The 17662-nt window shown below is 63.2% G+C and carries 17 protein-coding genes; 3 read left to right on the top strand and 14 right to left on the bottom strand.

Translation table 11 applies throughout. The features are described from left to right. Positions 1-23 precede the first annotated feature (23 nt). From GIW79_RS11185 to GIW79_RS11120, 14 genes are all read right to left on the bottom strand, one after another. Positions 24-581 carry a hypothetical protein gene (locus GIW79_RS11185; RefSeq protein ID WP_023103929.1) on the bottom strand — a complete coding sequence of 186 codons (558 nt, stop codon included), beginning with the start codon at positions 579-581 and terminating at the stop codon, positions 24-26. A 242-nt stretch (positions 582-823) separates the two neighbouring features. Beyond that, on the bottom strand, positions 824-2431 hold the full coding sequence (locus GIW79_RS11180) for a DNA cytosine methyltransferase (protein ID WP_023103930.1): 1608 nt from the start codon (positions 2429-2431) through the stop codon (positions 824-826). Between the two features lie 519 nt (positions 2432-2950). Next, the gene (locus GIW79_RS11175) at positions 2951-4963 is read right to left on the bottom strand and encodes a DNA topoisomerase III (RefSeq protein WP_028690960.1); all 2013 of its coding nucleotides are present in this window, start codon (positions 4961-4963) and stop codon (positions 2951-2953) included. 283 nt (positions 4964-5246) lie between these two features. Further along, a complete protein-coding gene (locus tag GIW79_RS11170) occupies positions 5247-5687 on the bottom strand; it encodes a single-stranded DNA-binding protein (protein ID WP_028690961.1) in 441 nt (146 codons plus the stop codon). Between the two features lie 73 nt (positions 5688-5760). After that, positions 5761-6288: a DUF3158 family protein gene (locus tag GIW79_RS11165; protein ID WP_028690962.1), complete on the bottom strand. Its 528-nt coding sequence runs from the start codon at positions 6286-6288 to the stop codon at positions 5761-5763. Then, entirely contained in the window at positions 6285-7064 is a 780-nt protein-coding gene (locus GIW79_RS11160) for a PFL_4669 family integrating conjugative element protein (protein WP_028690963.1), read from the bottom strand. The genes GIW79_RS11165 and GIW79_RS11160 overlap by 4 nt, the downstream gene beginning before the upstream one ends. 318 nt (positions 7065-7382) lie before the next feature. Next, positions 7383-8615: an STY4528 family pathogenicity island replication protein gene (locus GIW79_RS11155; protein WP_028690964.1), complete on the bottom strand. Its 1233-nt coding sequence runs from the start codon at positions 8613-8615 to the stop codon at positions 7383-7385. 3 nt (positions 8616-8618) lie between these two features. Beyond that, a complete protein-coding gene (locus GIW79_RS11150) occupies positions 8619-9179 on the bottom strand; it encodes a DUF2857 domain-containing protein (RefSeq protein ID WP_023093474.1) in 561 nt (186 codons plus the stop codon). Between the two features lie 15 nt (positions 9180-9194). Then, positions 9195-10853, bottom strand: coding sequence for a ParB family protein (locus GIW79_RS11145; RefSeq protein WP_028690965.1), 1659 nt, complete (start codon positions 10851-10853; stop codon positions 9195-9197). Further along, positions 10846-11094, bottom strand: coding sequence for a hypothetical protein (locus tag GIW79_RS11140; RefSeq protein WP_019726333.1), 249 nt, complete (start codon positions 11092-11094; stop codon positions 10846-10848). The genes GIW79_RS11145 and GIW79_RS11140 overlap by 8 nt, the downstream gene beginning before the upstream one ends. Beyond that, positions 11078-11953 (bottom strand): ParA family protein, encoded by an 876-nt coding sequence (locus GIW79_RS11135; protein ID WP_028690966.1) that lies wholly within the window; start codon positions 11951-11953, stop codon positions 11078-11080. The genes GIW79_RS11140 and GIW79_RS11135 overlap by 17 nt, the downstream gene beginning before the upstream one ends. Positions 11954-11995: 42 nt before the next feature. Then, positions 11996-12208, bottom strand: a complete 213-nt coding sequence (locus tag GIW79_RS11130; protein WP_009459729.1) for an AlpA family transcriptional regulator — start codon at positions 12206-12208, stop codon at positions 11996-11998. A 118-nt stretch (positions 12209-12326) separates the two neighbouring features. Then, positions 12327-13079, bottom strand: coding sequence for a hypothetical protein (locus tag GIW79_RS11125; RefSeq protein ID WP_028690967.1), 753 nt, complete (start codon positions 13077-13079; stop codon positions 12327-12329). A gap of 864 nt (positions 13080-13943) precedes the next feature. Next, positions 13944-14735: a helix-turn-helix transcriptional regulator gene (locus GIW79_RS11120; protein WP_054898854.1), complete on the bottom strand. Its 792-nt coding sequence runs from the start codon at positions 14733-14735 to the stop codon at positions 13944-13946. Between the two features lie 137 nt (positions 14736-14872). Between GIW79_RS11120 and GIW79_RS11115 the strand changes: the two genes are divergently transcribed. The 3 genes from GIW79_RS11115 (at position 14873) to gltS (ending at position 17662) form a co-directional block, all read left to right on the top strand. Continuing rightward, entirely contained in the window at positions 14873-15976 is a 1104-nt protein-coding gene (locus tag GIW79_RS11115; RefSeq protein ID WP_054920044.1) for a polyamine ABC transporter substrate-binding protein, read from the top strand. Positions 15977-15998: 22 nt separating this feature from the next. Then, positions 15999-16286: a hypothetical protein gene (locus tag GIW79_RS11110; RefSeq protein ID WP_054898856.1), complete on the top strand. Its 288-nt coding sequence runs from the start codon at positions 15999-16001 to the stop codon at positions 16284-16286. Between the two features lie 164 nt (positions 16287-16450). Further along, positions 16451-17662, top strand: coding sequence for a sodium/glutamate symporter (gltS, locus tag GIW79_RS11105; protein ID WP_236452515.1), 1212 nt, complete (start codon positions 16451-16453; stop codon positions 17660-17662).

Here is a 17662-nt window from a genome sequence, read left to right as displayed (position 1 = left end):
CAGGAGGGTGCGGTGGCGCTGGGTCAATCGGGCTTGTCGCCCAGGACATGCTGCTTCCACAGGTCGAATGCCCGCTCGGGCGGAAGCTCGGCGAGGATGACGATGGGCTGGGCCTGCCTGGTGCGCAGCGAAGCGAAGTACGCCTTGCGGTCGGCGATAGCCTTGAGCTTGATGCCTTTGATGAACAGCAGTTTGCCGTCCTTGATGAACAGCACCTTGTTGCCGATGTCGCGGTTGAAGGCGGCTCGCACCTTGCGCTCCGCGTGCATGGCATCGGCCAGTTCATCGACCAGGAAGTCGAGCGTCATGTCGATGTAATGAGGGTCTTCACCCTCCTGGCCTAGATCGAGCGGCGCAGGCGGCAAGCCCTTGGCAAAGGCTTCGGCCTGAGCCAGCAGCGTCGTCTTGCCGTTGAGCGCGCGGAGGAATGTCGAGCCGCCATGCCCGTCGTTGCGGGCCTCGGCGATGGGAGTGCCGTCGAACACGATGGTCGCGGTGAAGCACAGCGTTTCCTCGCTGGCGAAGTCGGCGACCTTGAGGTTCTTCAGCGTGATGCGGTCTTGCTTGGTGATGGTGTCCATGGGAAGTCCTGAAATCGACCGGGTGGCGACATGCCCCTGACGGGACGTGGCGACCATCCCGTGGGTTGGAGAAAGGAGGCATCGATGCCCCGGTGGGCAGCGTTCGCCGGTGAGATGCCGAAGCGAACTGGTGGGTGGCGTGGGCGGAACCCACGGCAGCCTTGACACCCTGGCTGCGGGCTGCTGCCGATACATCGGCAATGCAGGGGGAGAATGGCGCGGCCGGCAGGCTGCGTCGTCGATCAATCCGAAGCGGTCGAGTCCGTCTTGTGCAGGCACTGCACCAGCCGGTTGCCCAGCCAAGCCATGCACGGGACGGCCATGGAGTTGCCAATCGCCTTGTAGCGCGGAGCGTCTGCGGCAGGCTTGCCGCGATACGGGATCAGCGTGTAGTCGTCGGGCATGCCCTGCAGCCGCTCGCACTCCATGGGCATCAGCCGCCGCACCCGCCATTGCGACCAGTCCGCTGCACCGGATTCATTCCAGTCGTAGCGGAAATGTGCCTCGAAGTCGGGGGCCAGGACATGGGGCTTGTCTGCGCCGCCGCCGCTGGTACGCAACGCCGCCGCAACGCTTCCGCCCAGTTCGGCAGCAAGACCCTGCGTCCGTCCCCGCAGGGCAACGCAGGCCACCATCGGCACACCGTAGCCCGGCTTGCCGTTGGACAGGACGGTGCAAGACACCTGTCCATGGCCCGACTCGAAGCGCACTTCGCCGCGGTTGTTCTGCGCGAAGGCGATGGCGGGCACGACGCCTGCGTTCGCATGGCTGTTGCGATGCCCGCCGGCACGCAGCGTCGGCGTCAGGTCGATCGTGGCGTCCGCGCCGCTGCCCTGGGCGGTGAAGGCGATGATCGGCACGCCCTTTCCCGTACCGTCCTCGCTGCTGCCCTTGCCGTTGTTGGCGGTGTCGAGGGTGTGGGCGATGCTGCCGGCGATGGACTGCACCATGAACGTCTCGGTGCGGATGTCGTGCTTGGGACCCGCGGCCATCAGGCATGCCGCAACATCGACGGGGCCAATGCCGCCGCTGAATCCGAACGTCGTCGTGACCTTGCCGTAGGGCTGGTTCAGTCCAGCGAATCCTGCGTATCCGCCTGCTGCTGCAGCACCCGGTCCAGCAGCGCGGGCAGCTTCTTGCCACGGCGCGCGGCCCGCAGAAGAATCCCCGCGCAGGCCTGTGCGCTCAAAAAGTACTTCGGAGGGATCGAGGTCATCACCACCACATGCCACAAGAAACACGCGCTTGCGGCGTTGGGCGACACCGAAATATTGAGCGTCGAGCACGCGCCAGGCGATGCGGCGGCGGGGTCCAGACACACAACCAGCGTGCGCCCATTTTTCCCCTGGCGGCTGGAGCGCACGGCTTTCTCCGGCCAGTGCGCCCAGGAAATGCCCGAAGGCATTGCTGCGGTCGTTGAGGACGCCGGGGACGTTTTCCCAGACGAGCGTTGCCGGCGGGCGGCGGTCTTGGTGGCGGGTTTGGTCGATGGCATTTGCAAGCTCCACATAGGCAAGGGTCAAGGCGCCGCGCGGGTCGTTCAACCCCTGGCGCGCGCCGGCAACGCTGAACGACTGGCACGGCGTGCCGCCGACCAGGATGTCGGGCGCCGGCACGGTGCCGGCGCGCACCTGACGGGCGATCGCGGTCATGTCGCCCAGGTTGGGCACATGGGGGTAACGGTGGGCGAGCACGGCGCTCGGGAACGGCTCGATCTCGGCGAACCACGCGGCTTTGAGGCCGAGGGGTTGCCATGCGAGGCTCACGGCCTCGATGCCGCTGCACACGCTGCCGTACAGCAGTGGCGCGGCCTGGGGCGCACCGCGAAGGGTGCAAGGTTGCGGGTTCATGTCGGGTCTCCTGTTCGTGTGGCCCGGGGCGGGCCGGGACGTTGATAGGCAGGAGAAAGGCGCCGAAGGCCCTGCGGCCTTCGGCTCGGGAGGACAGAACCACCCGTGGGCTGGTGCAGGCCCGGTCGTCGCTAGAACCGTCTGCTCATCAGCAATCACACCCGGCGCATGTCGTGGTTCGCGCCGGCATCGTCTGGCGCACATCCGCGCACAAAGGGAGCCCGTTTTTGCGCCGGCGGGCACCGGCACCGAATACCGCTGACCACGAAGGGTCTCCGGGTGGCTCGCGCAGCTTGGCAAGCCACCGGGGGACCCTTCGCAGAGGCGGGAGAAATGCAGATCAGCAGAACGCGCAGGAGGCGGTTCGCGGAGAAGCTACCTTCAGGTCCCGCGGCCGGGGATGACCAAGCGGGACGCGCACACGGACAAGAAGGCGTTGCGCGCTGGGCGTCCCGCAGGGCGTGCGGAACACAGGCCGCGCCGCCGATGGCGGGCACGGTTCACGGGGAACGGGGTCGGTCAGGAGCCTTTGCGGCCGCTGCGGCGCGGGCGCGAGGCACCACGCTTGGACGTGCCGGATTCGACCGGCAGCGTGCCTTTGCAGTCGGGGTAGCGACTGCACGACCAGAATGGGCCGCTCTTGCCGGTGCGCTGGCGCGTCGGTGCGCCGCACTGTGGGCAAGGCGGTCCGTGGGGAACCTTGATGGACAGGGACGTGCTGCCGTACTGCGCGATCAACTGTGAGATCCATGCAGCCTGCTTGCCGATGAATACGTCCAGCGTGAGCTGTCCAGCTTCGATCATGTCCAGCGCCTGTTCCCAGACGGCGGTTGTCCCTGGGTCGGCAATCGCTGTGGGCACCGCGTCGATCAGGGTGAAGGCCGCATCCGAGGCACGGATGGCGCGGCCCTTCTTCACGAGGTAGCCCCGCGTCAGCAGGCCACTGATGATGTTGGCCCGCGTCGCTTCGGTGCCGATGCCGACCGTATCCTTGAGCTTCTGTTTCAGGCGCGGGTCCGAGACCAGTTTGGCGACGCCCTTCATGGACTTGACCAACTCGCCCTGCGTATAGGGCCGAGGGGGCAGCGTCTTGAGCGCCTTCAGATCGACGTCGGCCACCTGACATGCCAGGCCCTCGCGCAGCGCGGGCAGTACCTGGCTGCGCGCCGCAGGGTCGCCATCCTCCTCGGATTGCGGTTCGGCCAGCACCAGGCGCCACCCCTTGACGACGACCTGCTTGCCGGTGGCCGCCAGCGTCTGCTGGCCGCAGGAGAGGTTCGCCACATTGCGGTCGAACTCGTGGTGAGGAAGGAATTGCGCCAGGTAATGCGCCCGGATCAGCCGATACACTGCCAGTTCCTTCTCACTCATGGTCGAGAGGTTCGCCGGTTCGAGCGTCGGGATGATGCCGTGGTGAGCAGACACCTTCGCGTCGTTCCAGGCGCGTGAGCGTTGAGTGCGGTTGAGCTGGTCCATGATCGGTCGCAGCAAGGGATCGGTCTTGACCAGGCTGTCGAGGACCGTTGGCACCTCGGCGAACATGCTTTCGGGCAGGTAGCCCGAATCGGAGCGCGGGTACGTCGTGGCCTTGTGCGTCTCGTATAGGGCCTGAGCAATGTCTAAGGTCTCCTGCACATCGAGCCCAAGCTGCCTGGAACACACCTCCTGCAAGGTCCCCAGGTCGAACGGCAGCGGCGGGCCTTCCCGCACGCGCTCGGTTTCGACCGCCACCACCTGGGCGCTGTCCGCGGCGCGGATCTGCTGCGCGGCGTGCTGCGCGATGGGCTGCTGCAGGCAGCGGCCGGCGTCGTCGGTGCATGCTTTCGGGGGAACCCACTGCGCGGCGAAAGTCTGGCCACCGGCGGACAGGGACACGTCGATGGCCCAGTACGGCACGGACACGAAGGCGGTGATCTCGCGGTCGCGGTCCACGACCAGTTTGAGCGTGGGGGTCTGGACGCGGCCTACCGACAGCACGCCGTCGTAGCCGGCCTGCCGTCCCAGCACCGTGAACAAGCGGCTGAGGTTCATGCCGACGAGCCAATCCGCCCGAGAGCGCGCCAGCGCCGAGTAGTACATCGGCAGCGTCTCGGCCGATGGCCGGAGCTTGCCGAGTGCCGCGCGGATGGACGCATCGTTGAGCGCCGACAACCACAGCCGTTCGATGGGACCGCGGTAGCCGCACAGGTCGATGATCTCGCGGGCGATCAACTCGCCCTCGCGGTCGGCATCTGTGGCGATGACAAGCTGGGTCGCCTTAGCCAGAAGCGCCTTGACGACTTTGAACTGCGTGGCGGTTTTAGGTTTGACCTCGACCCGCCAGTGCTGAGGAATGATGGGCAACTGCTCCAGCGACCAGCGCTTGAGCGCCGCGTCATAGACCTCGGGGGCTGCCGCTTCGACGAGATGGCCGATGCACCAGGTGACGGTGACGCCGGAACCGTTGAGGCAGCCTTCACCGCGCTGCGTGGCACCGAGAATTCGGCCAATGTCTTTGCCCTGGGAGGGCTTCTCGCACAAGAACAGCCGCATGTCCGTCCATCCCGATTCCCGTTGTTCATGGAGTTGCTGGAATCGAGGATGCCGAGCGCCACCTGGGGTAGCAGCAAACAAGCCGCATGCGCCGGCGACCGCTTTCACGCCGATGGAATGGCTCGGGCGGGGATGGCGCGTGGCCGCAGGTGTGCGGACCAGTAGCCGCGATTTGCGGGAGCGCGTGGAAGTCGATGGACGTTGATGGAGCTATCCCCAGGGGATAGCTTGCGGGGTGCATGGAGGGCGGCGAAGCACTACGGCGGCCGCCCTCCATGCCGGTTCACTTCCTGCGCTTCGCCTCCTTCGGCGCGGTCGATTCCTGGGCAGCCTGTGGCTTCGGTTCTGCCTCCTGCGGCTTCGGACTGAGGGCCACGGACTCGATGCGGTACGGCAGGATGCCGACGCTGCGCGCGTTGATCTGCCAGGTCTCGCGCGGCTGATCTTCGTTGTCCGTCCAAGGCTCGCGCTCCATGCGGCCGATGACCAGCACGCGCATACCTTTCTGGTACAGGTCCTTCCAGTGCTCGGCGTCGCGGTGCCAGATTTCCACCGGCGCCCAGAAGCCGCCGCGGTCCTCGAAGGTGCCATCCTTCTTGGGTACGGGGTTGTCGAAATAGACGTTCAGGCGCAGCAAGCGGCTGGGTTCGTCATTGCCGTTGGGGAATTCGCGGTACTCCGGTGGCGAGCCGATGTTGCCTTCGCCAGAAAAATGCGTGCTCATGGTGTGATCTCCGTGGTGGTTGAAATACCCGTGCCTCGTCGGCGCCGGGCGCGTGCTGGGATGCCCGGCGCAATCACCGATCGCGCATTGCGGCAGGAACGGACGTGAGCCGGTGCAGGTAGGCGTCGTCCGCCTCGGCGGCCTTGCTGGCGCATTCCTGCGCCTGCCTGCCCAAGGTGTGCAGCAGGCTGATCTGCATGTTCAACGTGATGCGCTGCAGCTCGATCGCGTGCAGGTCGGCCAGCAGGTTGACGGGTGTGCTGCTGCTGGCGATCAGCTCCCGCCACAGCGCCACGCCCATGGCCGACCTGTCGTGCCTGCGCCAGCGCAAGAAGACGGTTCCTGCGCCAGTGGTCTGTTGGGCCAGTTCGATGGGCAGAAGGTGGAAGGGGTGCCCGCATGCTTGCTCCAGCACCTGTCGCTGTGCCAGGGCAATCAACTCGTCGCGCATGGCGAAGCACTGGCTGGCCCAGGCCTCGAAGTCCCCTTTACCCTTAAAAGGCTTTAAAAGGCCTTTTAGAGAGGCCGCGTGTTCCAGCCGCATGAAGGCACCCTGTTGCAGGCCCCGGAAGTAGCGGGTCGGTTGGTTCAGATCGTTCATGCGGGCTCGTCCTCGCCGGCTGACGCTTCGGGCGGCTCTGCGGTGGCGGCTTCGTCGCTGGGCGGAGGCGCTGTGGCAGGACCGTCGCCGCGCTGTTGCAGGCCACGGCGCACGACGGGTGGCGCAAACTTCGAGCGGCGTGTCCCCTCCAGCACCTCCTGCGGCAGTTCGCCGTACTTCTCCAGCGCGACTCGCGCAGCGGCGTTCTTCGCCGCGAAATCGTCGCGGGTGCAGCCCGAGTAGCGATACTGCTGGGCCAGCGAGAACAGGCTGCGCAGCGCGTGCGCGCCCTCGTTGAGCCAGCGTTCCAAGGTGCTGCGGTCGATGAGCGCGGTGTGGTGGGCGAGGATCAGCTTGCGGGCGATGTCGTCGTAGTCGGCCAGGAGATAGACCGCGGCAAAGCCGAGCTGCGCGTTGACGAAGAGCGGGAGCTTGACCGGCTGCACGTTGAGGTTTTCGCCCAGGCTGAGCGCCGGTGGCACGCTCGCCAGCGCCTGGTCCACCTGCTCGCGCAGCGATTGCAGCGTGACCTTGGTTTGGTCGAGCTTGTCCTCGATGCGCAGCATCCACCAGTCCGAGTACGGGTCGTCCTGCTCCGAGCCCCGCCGCATCTTGTTCATCTGGGCGATGTAGCCGTTCAGGCCGACGATGCCCGGTCGCCCCTCGGCGGCGGCGCGGCCGTGCCAGATGCGGGAAGCGTGATGGGTGTGCAGGGTCAGCGACATCGCGCTGCGCAGGGAGCCGAGATTCAGTTGCAGAGGTTCATTGGTTGCCATGGTGTCCGCTCGTTGTTGGAAAAGGAGCGGCCAGCTTCGGCAGGAAGCGGAAGGCAGTCAGTCAAGAATCCGAATCCCGGCGGGCCCCGGTTTAGGGCGCGGCGGTTGCATGCGGCGCGAGCTATCCCCAGGGGATAGCTCCATGGAGCGTCAACGAACGCTGCACGCCGGGATCAGGGTAGGCAACACCGATGCTGCGGCAGATGGTCGATCCCAGGCCTGCGACAACTTGGCGTTGTGCCCAGCAGCGGAACTATCCCCAGGGGATAGCTCTATTGGCGGCCATGGGCATCTACTTTCACCGACTTGCATGCCGGCTCACTTGCTGGCGAGCAGATTGCGTAGCCGCTCGATGTGCTGCTTGGCGACTTCCGGCGGCACTGGCTTACCCTGCGGCTGAGGTGGCGGTGCTGCTGGTGGCCGCTCGTTTGGCGGGACGGGTGCCGATGGCGCGTCTTTCTTGGCCCAGGCATTGAACTCGCCATGGATGGCGCGCTGGATGATGCCGAACAGATACCCCGCAGGATTGCGGATGCCATGACTGCTGCATCGTGCGGCCCAGTCGTCCAGCACGGCCTGTCTCAGCGCGGCATCGACCTGCTGCAATGCCACCCTGGCACCTGTCTGCTGCTCTGCCTTCAGTTCCGTGAAGCGCTTGGGCCATTGCAGATCGCCCAGCGCGCGCGCCTGCGCGGTAGTACGTACTTCATTAATACGACTACTACGTACTGTACGGGCCTGCTTCGGATTCCGAAGAGAGGCGTCTGGCGCGGGTTTCGCCCCTGCTTCGGATTCCGAAGACGGGTCGTCCGCATTCCGAAGAAGGCTCGATGCTCCTTCTTCGGAATCGTGGGCGGCATCCTCCTGTGGATAACTTTCGGCGGCCGTGATGCCTTGGCTGGCGAGGCGTTCGGCCAGGACCTGTAGCCGCGACGGCAGTGTGCGTCCGGAGAGCATCGGATCTTCCGCGATCTCCTTGAGGGTGTTCAGACCGACCATCTGGACAGCCTTGGCCGAATGGCCGAGGGACTGGCTGACCAGTGCCAGGTAGTCGGCGTCGAGCTGCATGGCCTCGAAGGGCGTCAGTGGTTCATCGTGCAGAACGTAGAGGTTGCCGAGGATGCGGCCGGTCTTGGGGTCACGCCGTCGCCGTACCAGGCTCAACCATCGGGTGAGGCGCAACAGCGTCAACGCTCGGGCCACGGTTTCATGCGAGGCCTGCCCGGCGCAGGGCATCGACGCCAGCCAGGGTCGAAGCTGCTCATACGTCGGGAAGGCTGTCATGCCGTCGTCGTTGAGCATCAGCCGGAACACCTGCCAGGCGTTGCGCTCCAGCGGCGTCAGGCGACGGTCGAGGAACAGCCGCCGCGGCACGGTCTCGTGCCGGTTGCCGCTGAAGAGGAAGGCATCGCCTGACGTGGCGGGCGTCGGCGTAGGCACGGGTGCTGGCGCACTGGGGCTGGGCTTGGGCGCGAGGTCTTTCAGGGCAGCATCGAACAGATCCGCGAGTGCGACGGGGCCACGGCGTGGTGCGGTGTCGTCCACGGCCATGGCTCAACCCAATCCCTGATCGACCCAGCTCTTGATCGAGGCCCAGACCACCGACAGAGGCAGCGACATGCCTTCGGCCAAGTCCATGGTAGCGTCGAGGATGGAGGTTTCGTCTTCGAGATCGACATTCCTGCTGCCGGTCACGGCCTTCCATTGCCGCCACAGCTCCGTGTCCTGTTTCTCGTCCAGCACGGGGTGGCGGCCCTTGCGCTTCGGCAGGCCGAGGATTTCGCGGCGAAGCGCCACCTCCTGGTGGGTCAGGCCATAGAACCGACTGACCATCTCGGTGCTCGCGCCCAGCCTGAGCATGCGATCGACCGTGGCGATTTCCTTCTCCACGTCCTGCGCCTGCTTGAGCAGTCGCCGGAGCACTTCGCGGTTGACCGTCACCGAGCACCAGGAGACGTTAGCGTTGGCGAGCACGCTGATCAGCGCGGGATGCTTGAGGGCGTCCAGTTCTTCCTCGCCAAACCCCATCAGTTTGCACCGGCGCAGTTGCCCATTGCGCAGGTCATAGAGGGCCTGGGCGATGACGGCCTGGTTGAGTGGGTGTGGTGCGGACATGCTGGCCTCCCTCGCTCACATTCCAACGCCTTCAGCGCCGGCTTCAAGGTCGAGCAGGCGCCGGGCCAGCCGCAGCAGCCGGAACAGCTTGACCAGCGAGGTATCGCTCAATCGCTGGGCCGCATCACCCTGGCCGTGCAGCAGCGCCGGCAGTTCGATGACGATTTGCCCGTCGTGCAGGCCGACGTCGGCGGGCCGCTGACCGGCCAGGCACGCTAACAGCGCGAGGACGGCACGGCCCAGCGGTGCCGAGCTTTGGGTGCGGGCCCGGCAGACGAAACCGATACCCTCTGCACGGTCATCAATGCACTCGTCCAGGTCTGCCTCGCCCGCGATTTCGCGGGCGAACTGTGCGATGTGGATGCGCAGGCGCTCGGCTGTGTCCACGCCGGGATCGATGTACCAGACATCGGAGATCGGATAGAGCCCGCCAGCCTGCACAGGGATGGACTGCAAGACACTCGCCGAGAAGTCGAGCGGCAGCGCATCACCCAACTGGTCGGCGACCATGCGCTGAATGGACTGGAGCCGTTCGGTCGTCGGTGCCGGCGAGACGATGTGCTCCCGAAGCAGATCGCCACCCACCGCAGGGTTGGCCGGACTTGCCTGGCTGGCATCCGTGTCGCTCTCGCGCGTCGAAGGCGTTGCCGCAGGTCGGCCTGCAGGCGGCGCTGCGGATGCAGCCCCTGCGATGGGTGGCGCAGTGTTGGCAGGTGGGCGCGCGATGGTTCCCGGCTCCGGCAACGCAGGCGGCGTCGATGGCGGCGTTGGGTCGCTGACCAAGGCGCGCTGCCGGCTCTCGGATTCGGTCATGTCCAGGGCGAGCACGTCGTAATCGACACCCAGCATCTCGGCCATCTGGCCGATCAGCTCGTCCTGTACACGCTGCGCGGAGAACTCGTCGGCCTGGACGTCGAATTGCGACAGCACTTCCTGGAAAAATTCGTCGAAGTCCTGAACCAGTGGGCGACCCTTGGCGTAGCGCTCCCACGCGAGCATGCAGGCTTTGCGCATGACCGACAGGCGTTCGACCTGATGGCGACCGAGACCGCCATAGAGCACGGTGGGGATCGCGGGCAGGAGATACTGCACCGCGTCGTTCATGCGGCTGATGTGCGACTGTTGTACCGGGAAGCCATCGGCGGCGAGGCGGCGGGCCAGCTCGGACTGGCTCAAGGTGGTGCCGCTTTCTTGCTCGTAGAACTCGCGCGCCTTCTCGACGCCGAGGGCGCGCTCGATGAACGTGAGGCCCCCGCGCAATTCGTTCTCGGCCAAGTGGCCGGTCAACATGACGACTTCGCCGCGGCTGGGCCACGGCCGGAACAGGCACGATACACGGAAAAACCGCTCGTCCTTGGTCTCTGACCATAGTTCGCGCAGGATCGCCAGCCGAGTATTTCCACCGTTGCGGATGATGTAGTGGGACTCACCTGGTCGGCGAGTGATGGCCGGCGCTGCGTCCAGACCGCGCTCGCGGATGGACGCCTTGATTTCCTCGTAGGCCGGGTTGCGTTTTTTCCTGGGATCGTGGTCGTAGGGGCGCAACTGATCTAGGGTCACGACCATGGGGGTGTCGGCGATCGGGTCGCTCAAGGTCGAGGCTGACGGGCCGCTGCGCTCGAACCCGGCCGCGAGCAGCTTGCCAGCCATCTGCTGGGAGGTGATCTCAGCCATGGCCGCCTCCCTGCGCTTGGTATCGGGCCTCGCGCTCGGCGCGGCGGATTTGCGCACGGGCATTCAGGGTCGCCCGGTGGTCGCTTGCCGTCGAGCTGGTGTAGATCGCGGCGCAGCCAGGCTTGGTGAACTTGAGGTGGCCGCCAGGCGTGCGTTTGACGTGCCAACCTTCGCCAACCGCGAACTCGATCAGGGCGCGAAGCCGCTTGTGGCCTCGGGCTAGCTCATGTGCGTTCGCCATGGGACCTCCCGGCATCAAGAGGGTGTGGCGGACGGCCGGACACCATGGCAAATCGGTGCCGCCATTGCGGAAATAGTTCGTCTGCGAGGCCGCGCATGGTGTCGAGCGCGGCGAGGGCGACTCTGCCCGGCGGCTGGCGGTATTCGACCCGATGCACTGGCAATCCGCGCGTAGCTGCACGCGGATACGCCTCGATGGCCGGCACGTCGGTGGCCAGCACGCGGATGCCGGCGTGGTCCTGGAAAAGATCGCGCAGGGCCTGCTGGATCAGCCGTGCATTGGCTGACACAGGGTGGACGCGATTGATGAGCAGATGCAGAGGTGGAGGCTCGATGCCCAGGTGCCGGTAGGGCGCAATGTCTTCGAGCAACTGCATGGTGCCGCGCCGCAGCTCGCGCGCCGCGAGAATTTCCGGGGTCACGGGCGACAGCGCGAGGTTGGAGGCGAGCACCGCCATCTCCAGCAGCACCGAGCGCGCACCTTGGGTGTCGATCAGCACCAGGTCATAGAGAGGCGCCAGGACCGGCAAGAGATGGCGCAACCGTAGGCGCCCATCCGGCGTGTGCAGCAGCAAAGTGTTCAGCTCGCCTCGGTGGTCGTTGGAGAGCACCAAGTCCAGGCCCTCGATGTTCGTGCGGGACACAAGCAGCCCGAGGTCGCGCTCGTTGAAGGCCAGCAACTCGTAGATGCCACCAGGTGCGCGGTGGCCTAGCTCGTAGTACGAGGACAAGGTGGGCTGCACGTCGAGGTCGAGCAGCAGTACACGCAGCCCCGCGTCCGCGGCAAGCCCGCCGAGGTTCGCGGCCGTGGTGGTCTTGCCGACGCCACCTTTGGTTGAAATGATGGATACGACCTGCATGGCGTTCTCCGTGTGAGGATGGGAAGTCCGCTGGAGAACGGGTCAGGCCCGGTTGTTGACGCGCTCGGCGATCCACTGATCGATCTCGATGGAGTCCCAACCGACCGCGCGCACGCCCAGGCGCAGCGCCTTCGGGAACAGGCCTTTGCGCATCAGGTTGTAGATGTGGGCGCGTTTGAAACCCGACTTGGTTTCGACTTCATCAAGCCGCAGGATGCGGCGCTCGCTTGCGGGCAGTGCAGGTGTTTGCGACATGGCGGTCACTCCTGAACGCTCAGTGGCGTTTGTTGGCGTGACCTCCATTCAATAGACATGGATGGGAAAAGACATTGCAAATGCAATCTCCGCGATTGCACATACAAGATGGAAAACCTCAGACTGTTGCGCTACGCAGCCGGCGTCTGGCCGTGGCGAACTTGCCGTTTAGCGTCCGCTCCGCGATCCCCATTGCGCCGCTGTGATGGGCGACCAACGCGCTGACCACCGCCTCCTGCGTCTTGAAGCTGGAGTACGGAACGCCGGAAGGCGACTGGCCGAGCATCAGGTCCAGCATGCTGCCGATGATGTTCAGGTAGGTGGCTTCGGCGCGATCACTGATCAGGCACTGTGCGCCAGCAGAGGGCGCCATCTGCTTGAGAAGCGCTCCGTGCTTTTCCTGCAGCTCATGCAGTTGGCGTTTGTACTGGTCCAAGGTGGACTTCAGGGCCAGGCGCTCGACTAGCATCGCCTGCCCAGTTTCCACCGAGATGAAGGGATGGGCGATGCGCTCGCTCCGGGAGAAAAGGAAGCACGGTCGTTGCTCGGGATAGTGCTGGCGCATCCAGCGCTTCAGATCGACGTGGCGCACCGTCAGATCAGGGGAGTCGATCAGCGCGGAATCGCGCGTCGTGATGCCGTTCCGTCCGAAGGGCAGTTCTCCATTGAGGATGCCGTCGAAGATGCGTTCGGTGCAAAGCCGCAGCTCGTCACAACGTGGACAGTCCAACGACTGCGGCAGGCGCCTTGGCGACGAAATCGAAGCCAGGATCACCTGCTCGTATCGCAGCAGCCCGGCCCAGCGGATGGACGCTTCGATCGGGCGATAGAACACCTTTGATGTTGGTGCATCATTCTTGTTCTCGTGCATGCTCCGTCTCCTTCCAGGAGAAGAACTACATGACCGACTCCTTTGTCGCCGACCTCATGGTCGGCCTGTCGCTTGTGTAGGAAGTGGGTCCCGAAGGCCGCTTCGTCATGTGGTTTGAATACTTCTCACCAGTTCGCGCAACTGGTAGTCGTCGTGTGTTCGATGTGCAAAAATCATCGATCAGAAGGTCGAGCATCGGGACGTAGGCTCGACAGCGACGCTCACGCTATCAGGGTCGTGAGAAGTTACGGTTTCTGCAAAACCGTCTAGGTATGACCTGATATGCCAGCGGTCTCAGGAAGCGTGAGGGGGCCGCAATCGTCCTCGAATGTCCAGTCGGACGCAGCAAACCGGCGCCTGTCATGCTTGCCCCGTCATCCTGATATATCGACAAAGAATCGTGTGCGGAAACGCGGTGGCCAGCATGCGCGTTCTTTCAAAGGAGCTTGACCAGAAGGTCGCCTGTGAGTTGTGGTGCAGGCGTTCCTAGGTGGCATCCGAGCTGTGCCATCACCAGAACCATCTGCCTGATCGTCTTCGCGGTGATGGATGCGGGGCAGACGACCGGGCGTGGATGATGAGTTCGAGGGAGTTGCCTACGACGATGTACCGATCGTGGGTCTGGTGTGCTGAGTGCAGCTCTTTGGACGTCTGTGGAACTCTTTGGACGAATTTGTTGCCGAGGACGAAAAACAAGGCTACAATTGAGGTCTTCGCTGGCCAGCCCAACGAAGAAAGTGATTGGGAAACAACGACTTACTGTCCTAGTACACGTCTCGTTTCCCGCTCCATATTTAACGAAAACGCCGATCAGTGATGATCGGCGTTTTTGTTTGTGCGCAATTTACTTCGCCACCACCCCGTTCAAAGCGTCGAAGGGATCTCTTGCCGTGGCATGAAAAAACGCGCAAACAGTTCGGACTGAGATTTGATATTCAGCTTGCTGTAGATGTTGCGACGGTGGACCTTGATGGTTTCTGTCGACAGCGACAGCTTGCCGGCGATCTCTTTGTTGGAGAACCCACTGAGGAGTAACTTGAGCACGTCCTTTTCACGTGCCGTTACTTGTGTTTCCAACTGAGTAAGTGCCTCGGCCCATGGGGCCGGCTCGGCGAGGTTTTTCGTCGGGTCAGTTTCAAAAAACATGCGTTGATGCATCAATGCCGTCACCCACGGCTTGATCAGGTCCAATACTGTTATCTGCGCCTGGGTGAATCGCAGGTTGCTGCCAAACGACATGCACAGCGTTGTGCCGGCATCGAGCCGTACATTGTATTGCGCCTCATCGACCGAGATGTATTGCGCGAAATATTGTTGGTAGTACTCGGTTTCCCGGAAGTGTTCCGGCGCAATATCGAGCAGATGGAAGAACCCGCTCTGTGGGTTTTCTCGATCAGCGATATAGAACGGGTCCAGCAGATACAGGCCTTTCACATAGCGGTGAATAAAGGCGTCGATTTCTTCGCTGTCTGCTACTTCGGGCAGGCTGATCACGCGCACCGCGTGGTCGCCAAAAACCAGCACCACCCAATTGTCTATCTGCACATATTCATTCAATACGCGAATCAAAGAACTCCAGAACTCCGGGCGATTGAGCTGCATGATCAGTTTTCCAACCGATCGGTGCCAAGCCAGGCTATGAAGGTCAAGCGACATGTTCTACCCCTTTAGGGTTAGGGCTTTGCAGGCCAGAGCTAAGTACTTGTAGGTATTTACTATTCGTTGATGCTCGGTATATTCACCCCGAGCTTACGATAGCCATGAAGGCGTGTCGTGTGGACAGGGATAGTCATATGAGTCGAGCACACTTGCGAGCTATTTTTTTAGCTTCGCTCCTGGGGGCTGCAACCAGCACGCCCGCAGCCGCCGCTGAATCTTCGGTGTATCTGTATAACTGGTTCGGGTTTCTTGAACCGCAGACGCCCAGGCAATTCCAGCAGGAGACCGGCATCAAGCTGCATATGGATGCTTTCGACAGCGCCGAAATCATGCAGAGCAAGGTCATGGCTGGGCGCACCGGCTATGACCTGGTCGTGGCCACCTCCAATGTATTACCCGGCTTGATCAAGGCTGGGGTGCTGCAGCCGCTGGATCGCGCGCAGTTGAGTAACCTTTCGCACATCGACCCTGACATCCTCTCCCTGCTGGCGGTCAATGACCCAGGCAATCGCTACGCCGTGCCCTATGTCTGGGGTACCACTGGCATTGGCTACGACGTGGATAAAGTCAAGGCGGCGCTGGGCGATGACGCCCCGGTGGACAGTTGGGACCTGATCTTCAAAGAAGAAAACATCAGCAAGCTCAAGTCTTGTGGCGTAGCCATGCTCGACTCCCCCAGCGAAATCATTTCGATCGCCTTGCACTACCTGGGGTTGCCCAGTAACAGTACCGATCCAGAGGATTACCAGAAGGCCCAGGCGCTGTTGTTGAAAATCCGTCCCTATGTGCTCTATTTCGACTCGTCCAGAATCGACGCCGACCTGGCGGACGGCAATATCTGTGCAGTCGTCGGCTGGGCCAATGGTGCGCTGGCCGCTCAGGCGATTAATGAAAAGTCCAACAGCGGCCGCAAGATTGCCTACAGCCTGCCGCGCGAAGGCGCCTTGGTCTGGTCTGAAAACTGGGTGTTGCTCAAGGATGCTCGCCACCCAAAGGCCGCTCTGGCGTTCATCAACTACATGCTGCAGCCGCAGGTGATAGCCAAGACGTCCAACTACATGCTCTATCCCAACGCCAACAAAGATGCCACTGAGTTCGTCGAGCAAAAGTTGCGGGATAACCCTTGGATTTATCCCGATAAAAAGACCATGGCCACACTGGTTCCGCTTGAGCCCTTGCCGCTGAAGGCGGAGCGCATTCGCACACGGGTCTGGACCAAGGTCAAAAGCGGTACGTGACGGGGTCGGGGAGGGAGACAGCATGCGCCAGGGTCGTGATCAGCGTTATTTAGAGTCGGACGACTACAAGGCCTACAAAGAGATTGAAGAACAGATCGGCCTCTGTACGCCAGAGCAAGCCTGGGCCATGTATTACGTTTCGACGGGCATGGTGCGTGAAAACATTACCCTGGCCGTGATGGAGCACATTGGCCGGGGCAATCGTGCCCTGTTGCTTGAGTTTCCAGACCTGGTGCGAATCGCAGGGCGTGACGCTGAGCCGGGGGAGATCGCCTCCAACTGGCCTCTGCTGCGAAGGCGTCGTCGATAAGTCTACTCTGCGTATCTCTGGAGGGGCGAGGTGCAGGCGGTTGTAGGTTATTATCGTGAGGCTTGTAGGGAAAGTCTGTGTTTTTTGTAGGGTGAATGCCTTTTCGCCCTGTGCTCTCTACTCTGGCCACCCATTCTCCTTGTCCACTTCAGAGAACTGACCGGATGCTTCAGCTCGATTTCTATTCAACCCTCGTTGCCGCTTCATTGGTGCTATTGCTGGGGCGCGGGCTTGTAGCCCGTATCGGCTTTCTGCGTACTTACAATATTCCGGAACCGGTAGCCGGTGGCCTGTTGGTCGCCATGCTGCTCCTGGCGTTGCGCGCGTTTGCCGATATCGAAGTACGCTTCGATCCTTCATTGCAAACCCCGTTGATGCTGGCGTTCTTTGCCACTATCGGTTTGAACGCCGATTTTGCCAGCCTGAAGAAGGGCGGGCGGATCCTGGCGGTGTTTCTGCTGGTGGTAACGGGCTTGCTGGTGGTGCAAAACGCCATGGGTATCGCGCTGGCCTCGGCGCTCGGCCTTGACCCATTGATGGGCCTGCTCGCGGGCTCGGTGACCTTGTCCGGTGGGCATGGCACCGGTGCGGCCTGGGGCGCGGTGTTCAGTGAGCAGTATGGCGTGGCGTCTGCGTCTGAATTGGCGATTGCCTCGGCGACCTTTGGCCTGGTGCTCGGTGGCCTGATCGGCGGGCCCGTGGCGCGTTTTCTGATCAAGCGGGTCGAGGTTCCAGGTATTGGGCAACCGCAATCGAGCCTGGCCAAGGGGTTCGAGCAACCGAACGAAGAGCGCCTGATCACCGCGTTTTCGTTTATCGAGACCCTGGCGCTGGTGGCGATCAGCCTGCAGGGCGGCAACTTGTTGAATGCCGCCATCCAAGGCACCGCTTTTGAATTGCCGACGTTCGTGTGCGTATTGTTCGTCGGTGTGGTGCTGCGCAATGGGCTGTCCATGCTCGGCTGGCATCAGGTGTTCGAACGCGAAGTCTCGGTGCTGGGCAATGTCAGTTTGTCGTTGTTCCTGGCGATGGCGCTGATGTCACTCAAGCTCTGGGACTTGGCGGCACTGGCTTTGCCGATTGTCATTCTGTTGGCCGCACAGGCATTGCTGATGGCGCTGTTCGCGATTTTCGTGACGTTCCGGGTGATGGGCCGCAACTACGATGCGGCGGTGCTGGCGGCAGGCCATTGCGGCTTCGGGCTAGGCGCCACGCCTACGGCGATTGCCAATATGCAGGCGGTGACGCAGCGCTTCGGGCCTTCGCAGATCGCGTTTCTGGTGGTGCCGATGGTGGGCGCGTTCTTCATCGATATCGCTAACGCGGTGGTGATTAAGTTGTACCTGGCGCTGCCATTTCTAGGGGCCGCAGGGTAA

The sequence above is a fragment of the Pseudomonas sp. PA-7-1E genome, assembly GCF_021605325.1.
Classification (GTDB): Bacteria; Pseudomonadota; Gammaproteobacteria; order Pseudomonadales; family Pseudomonadaceae; genus Aquipseudomonas; species Aquipseudomonas fluorescens_BV.
The sequence above is the reverse complement of the archived record's forward strand: the minus strand, read 5'-3'. Positions and strand labels throughout refer to the sequence as shown.

Excerpts from the sequence above, each read along its gene's own strand:
- GIW79_RS11150 (WP_023093474.1), bottom strand. The coding sequence starts at position 9,179 with ATGTCCGCACCACACCCACTCAACCAGGCCGTCATCGCCCAGGCCCTC.
- GIW79_RS11145 (WP_028690965.1), bottom strand. The coding sequence starts at position 10,853 with ATGGCTGAGATCACCTCCCAGCAGATGGCTGGCAAGCTGCTCGCGGCC.
- GIW79_RS11135 (WP_028690966.1), bottom strand. The coding sequence starts at position 11,953 with ATGCAGGTCGTATCCATCATTTCAACCAAAGGTGGCGTCGGCAAGACC.
- GIW79_RS11170 (WP_028690961.1), bottom strand. The coding sequence starts at position 5,687 with ATGAGCACGCATTTTTCTGGCGAAGGCAACATCGGCTCGCCACCGGAG.
- GIW79_RS11175 (WP_028690960.1), bottom strand. The coding sequence starts at position 4,963 with ATGCGGCTGTTCTTGTGCGAGAAGCCCTCCCAGGGCAAAGACATTGGC.
- GIW79_RS11110 (WP_054898856.1), top strand. The coding sequence starts at position 15,999 with ATGCGCCAGGGTCGTGATCAGCGTTATTTAGAGTCGGACGACTACAAG.
- GIW79_RS11130 (WP_009459729.1), bottom strand. The coding sequence starts at position 12,208 with ATGTCGCAAACACCTGCACTGCCCGCAAGCGAGCGCCGCATCCTGCGG.
- GIW79_RS11185 (WP_023103929.1), bottom strand. The coding sequence starts at position 581 with ATGGACACCATCACCAAGCAAGACCGCATCACGCTGAAGAACCTCAAG.
- GIW79_RS11165 (WP_028690962.1), bottom strand. The coding sequence starts at position 6,288 with ATGAACGATCTGAACCAACCGACCCGCTACTTCCGGGGCCTGCAACAG.
- GIW79_RS11160 (WP_028690963.1), bottom strand. The coding sequence starts at position 7,064 with ATGGCAACCAATGAACCTCTGCAACTGAATCTCGGCTCCCTGCGCAGC.
- GIW79_RS11125 (WP_028690967.1), bottom strand. The coding sequence starts at position 13,079 with ATGCACGAGAACAAGAATGATGCACCAACATCAAAGGTGTTCTATCGC.
- GIW79_RS11115 (WP_054920044.1), top strand. The coding sequence starts at position 14,873 with ATGAGTCGAGCACACTTGCGAGCTATTTTTTTAGCTTCGCTCCTGGGG.
- GIW79_RS11140 (WP_019726333.1), bottom strand. The coding sequence starts at position 11,094 with ATGGCGAACGCACATGAGCTAGCCCGAGGCCACAAGCGGCTTCGCGCC.
- GIW79_RS11180 (WP_023103930.1), bottom strand. The coding sequence starts at position 2,431 with ATGAACCCGCAACCTTGCACCCTTCGCGGTGCGCCCCAGGCCGCGCCA.
- GIW79_RS11155 (WP_028690964.1), bottom strand. The coding sequence starts at position 8,615 with ATGGCCGTGGACGACACCGCACCACGCCGTGGCCCCGTCGCACTCGCG.
- GIW79_RS11120 (WP_054898854.1), bottom strand. The coding sequence starts at position 14,735 with ATGTCGCTTGACCTTCATAGCCTGGCTTGGCACCGATCGGTTGGAAAA.
- gltS (WP_236452515.1), top strand. The coding sequence starts at position 16,451 with ATGCTTCAGCTCGATTTCTATTCAACCCTCGTTGCCGCTTCATTGGTG.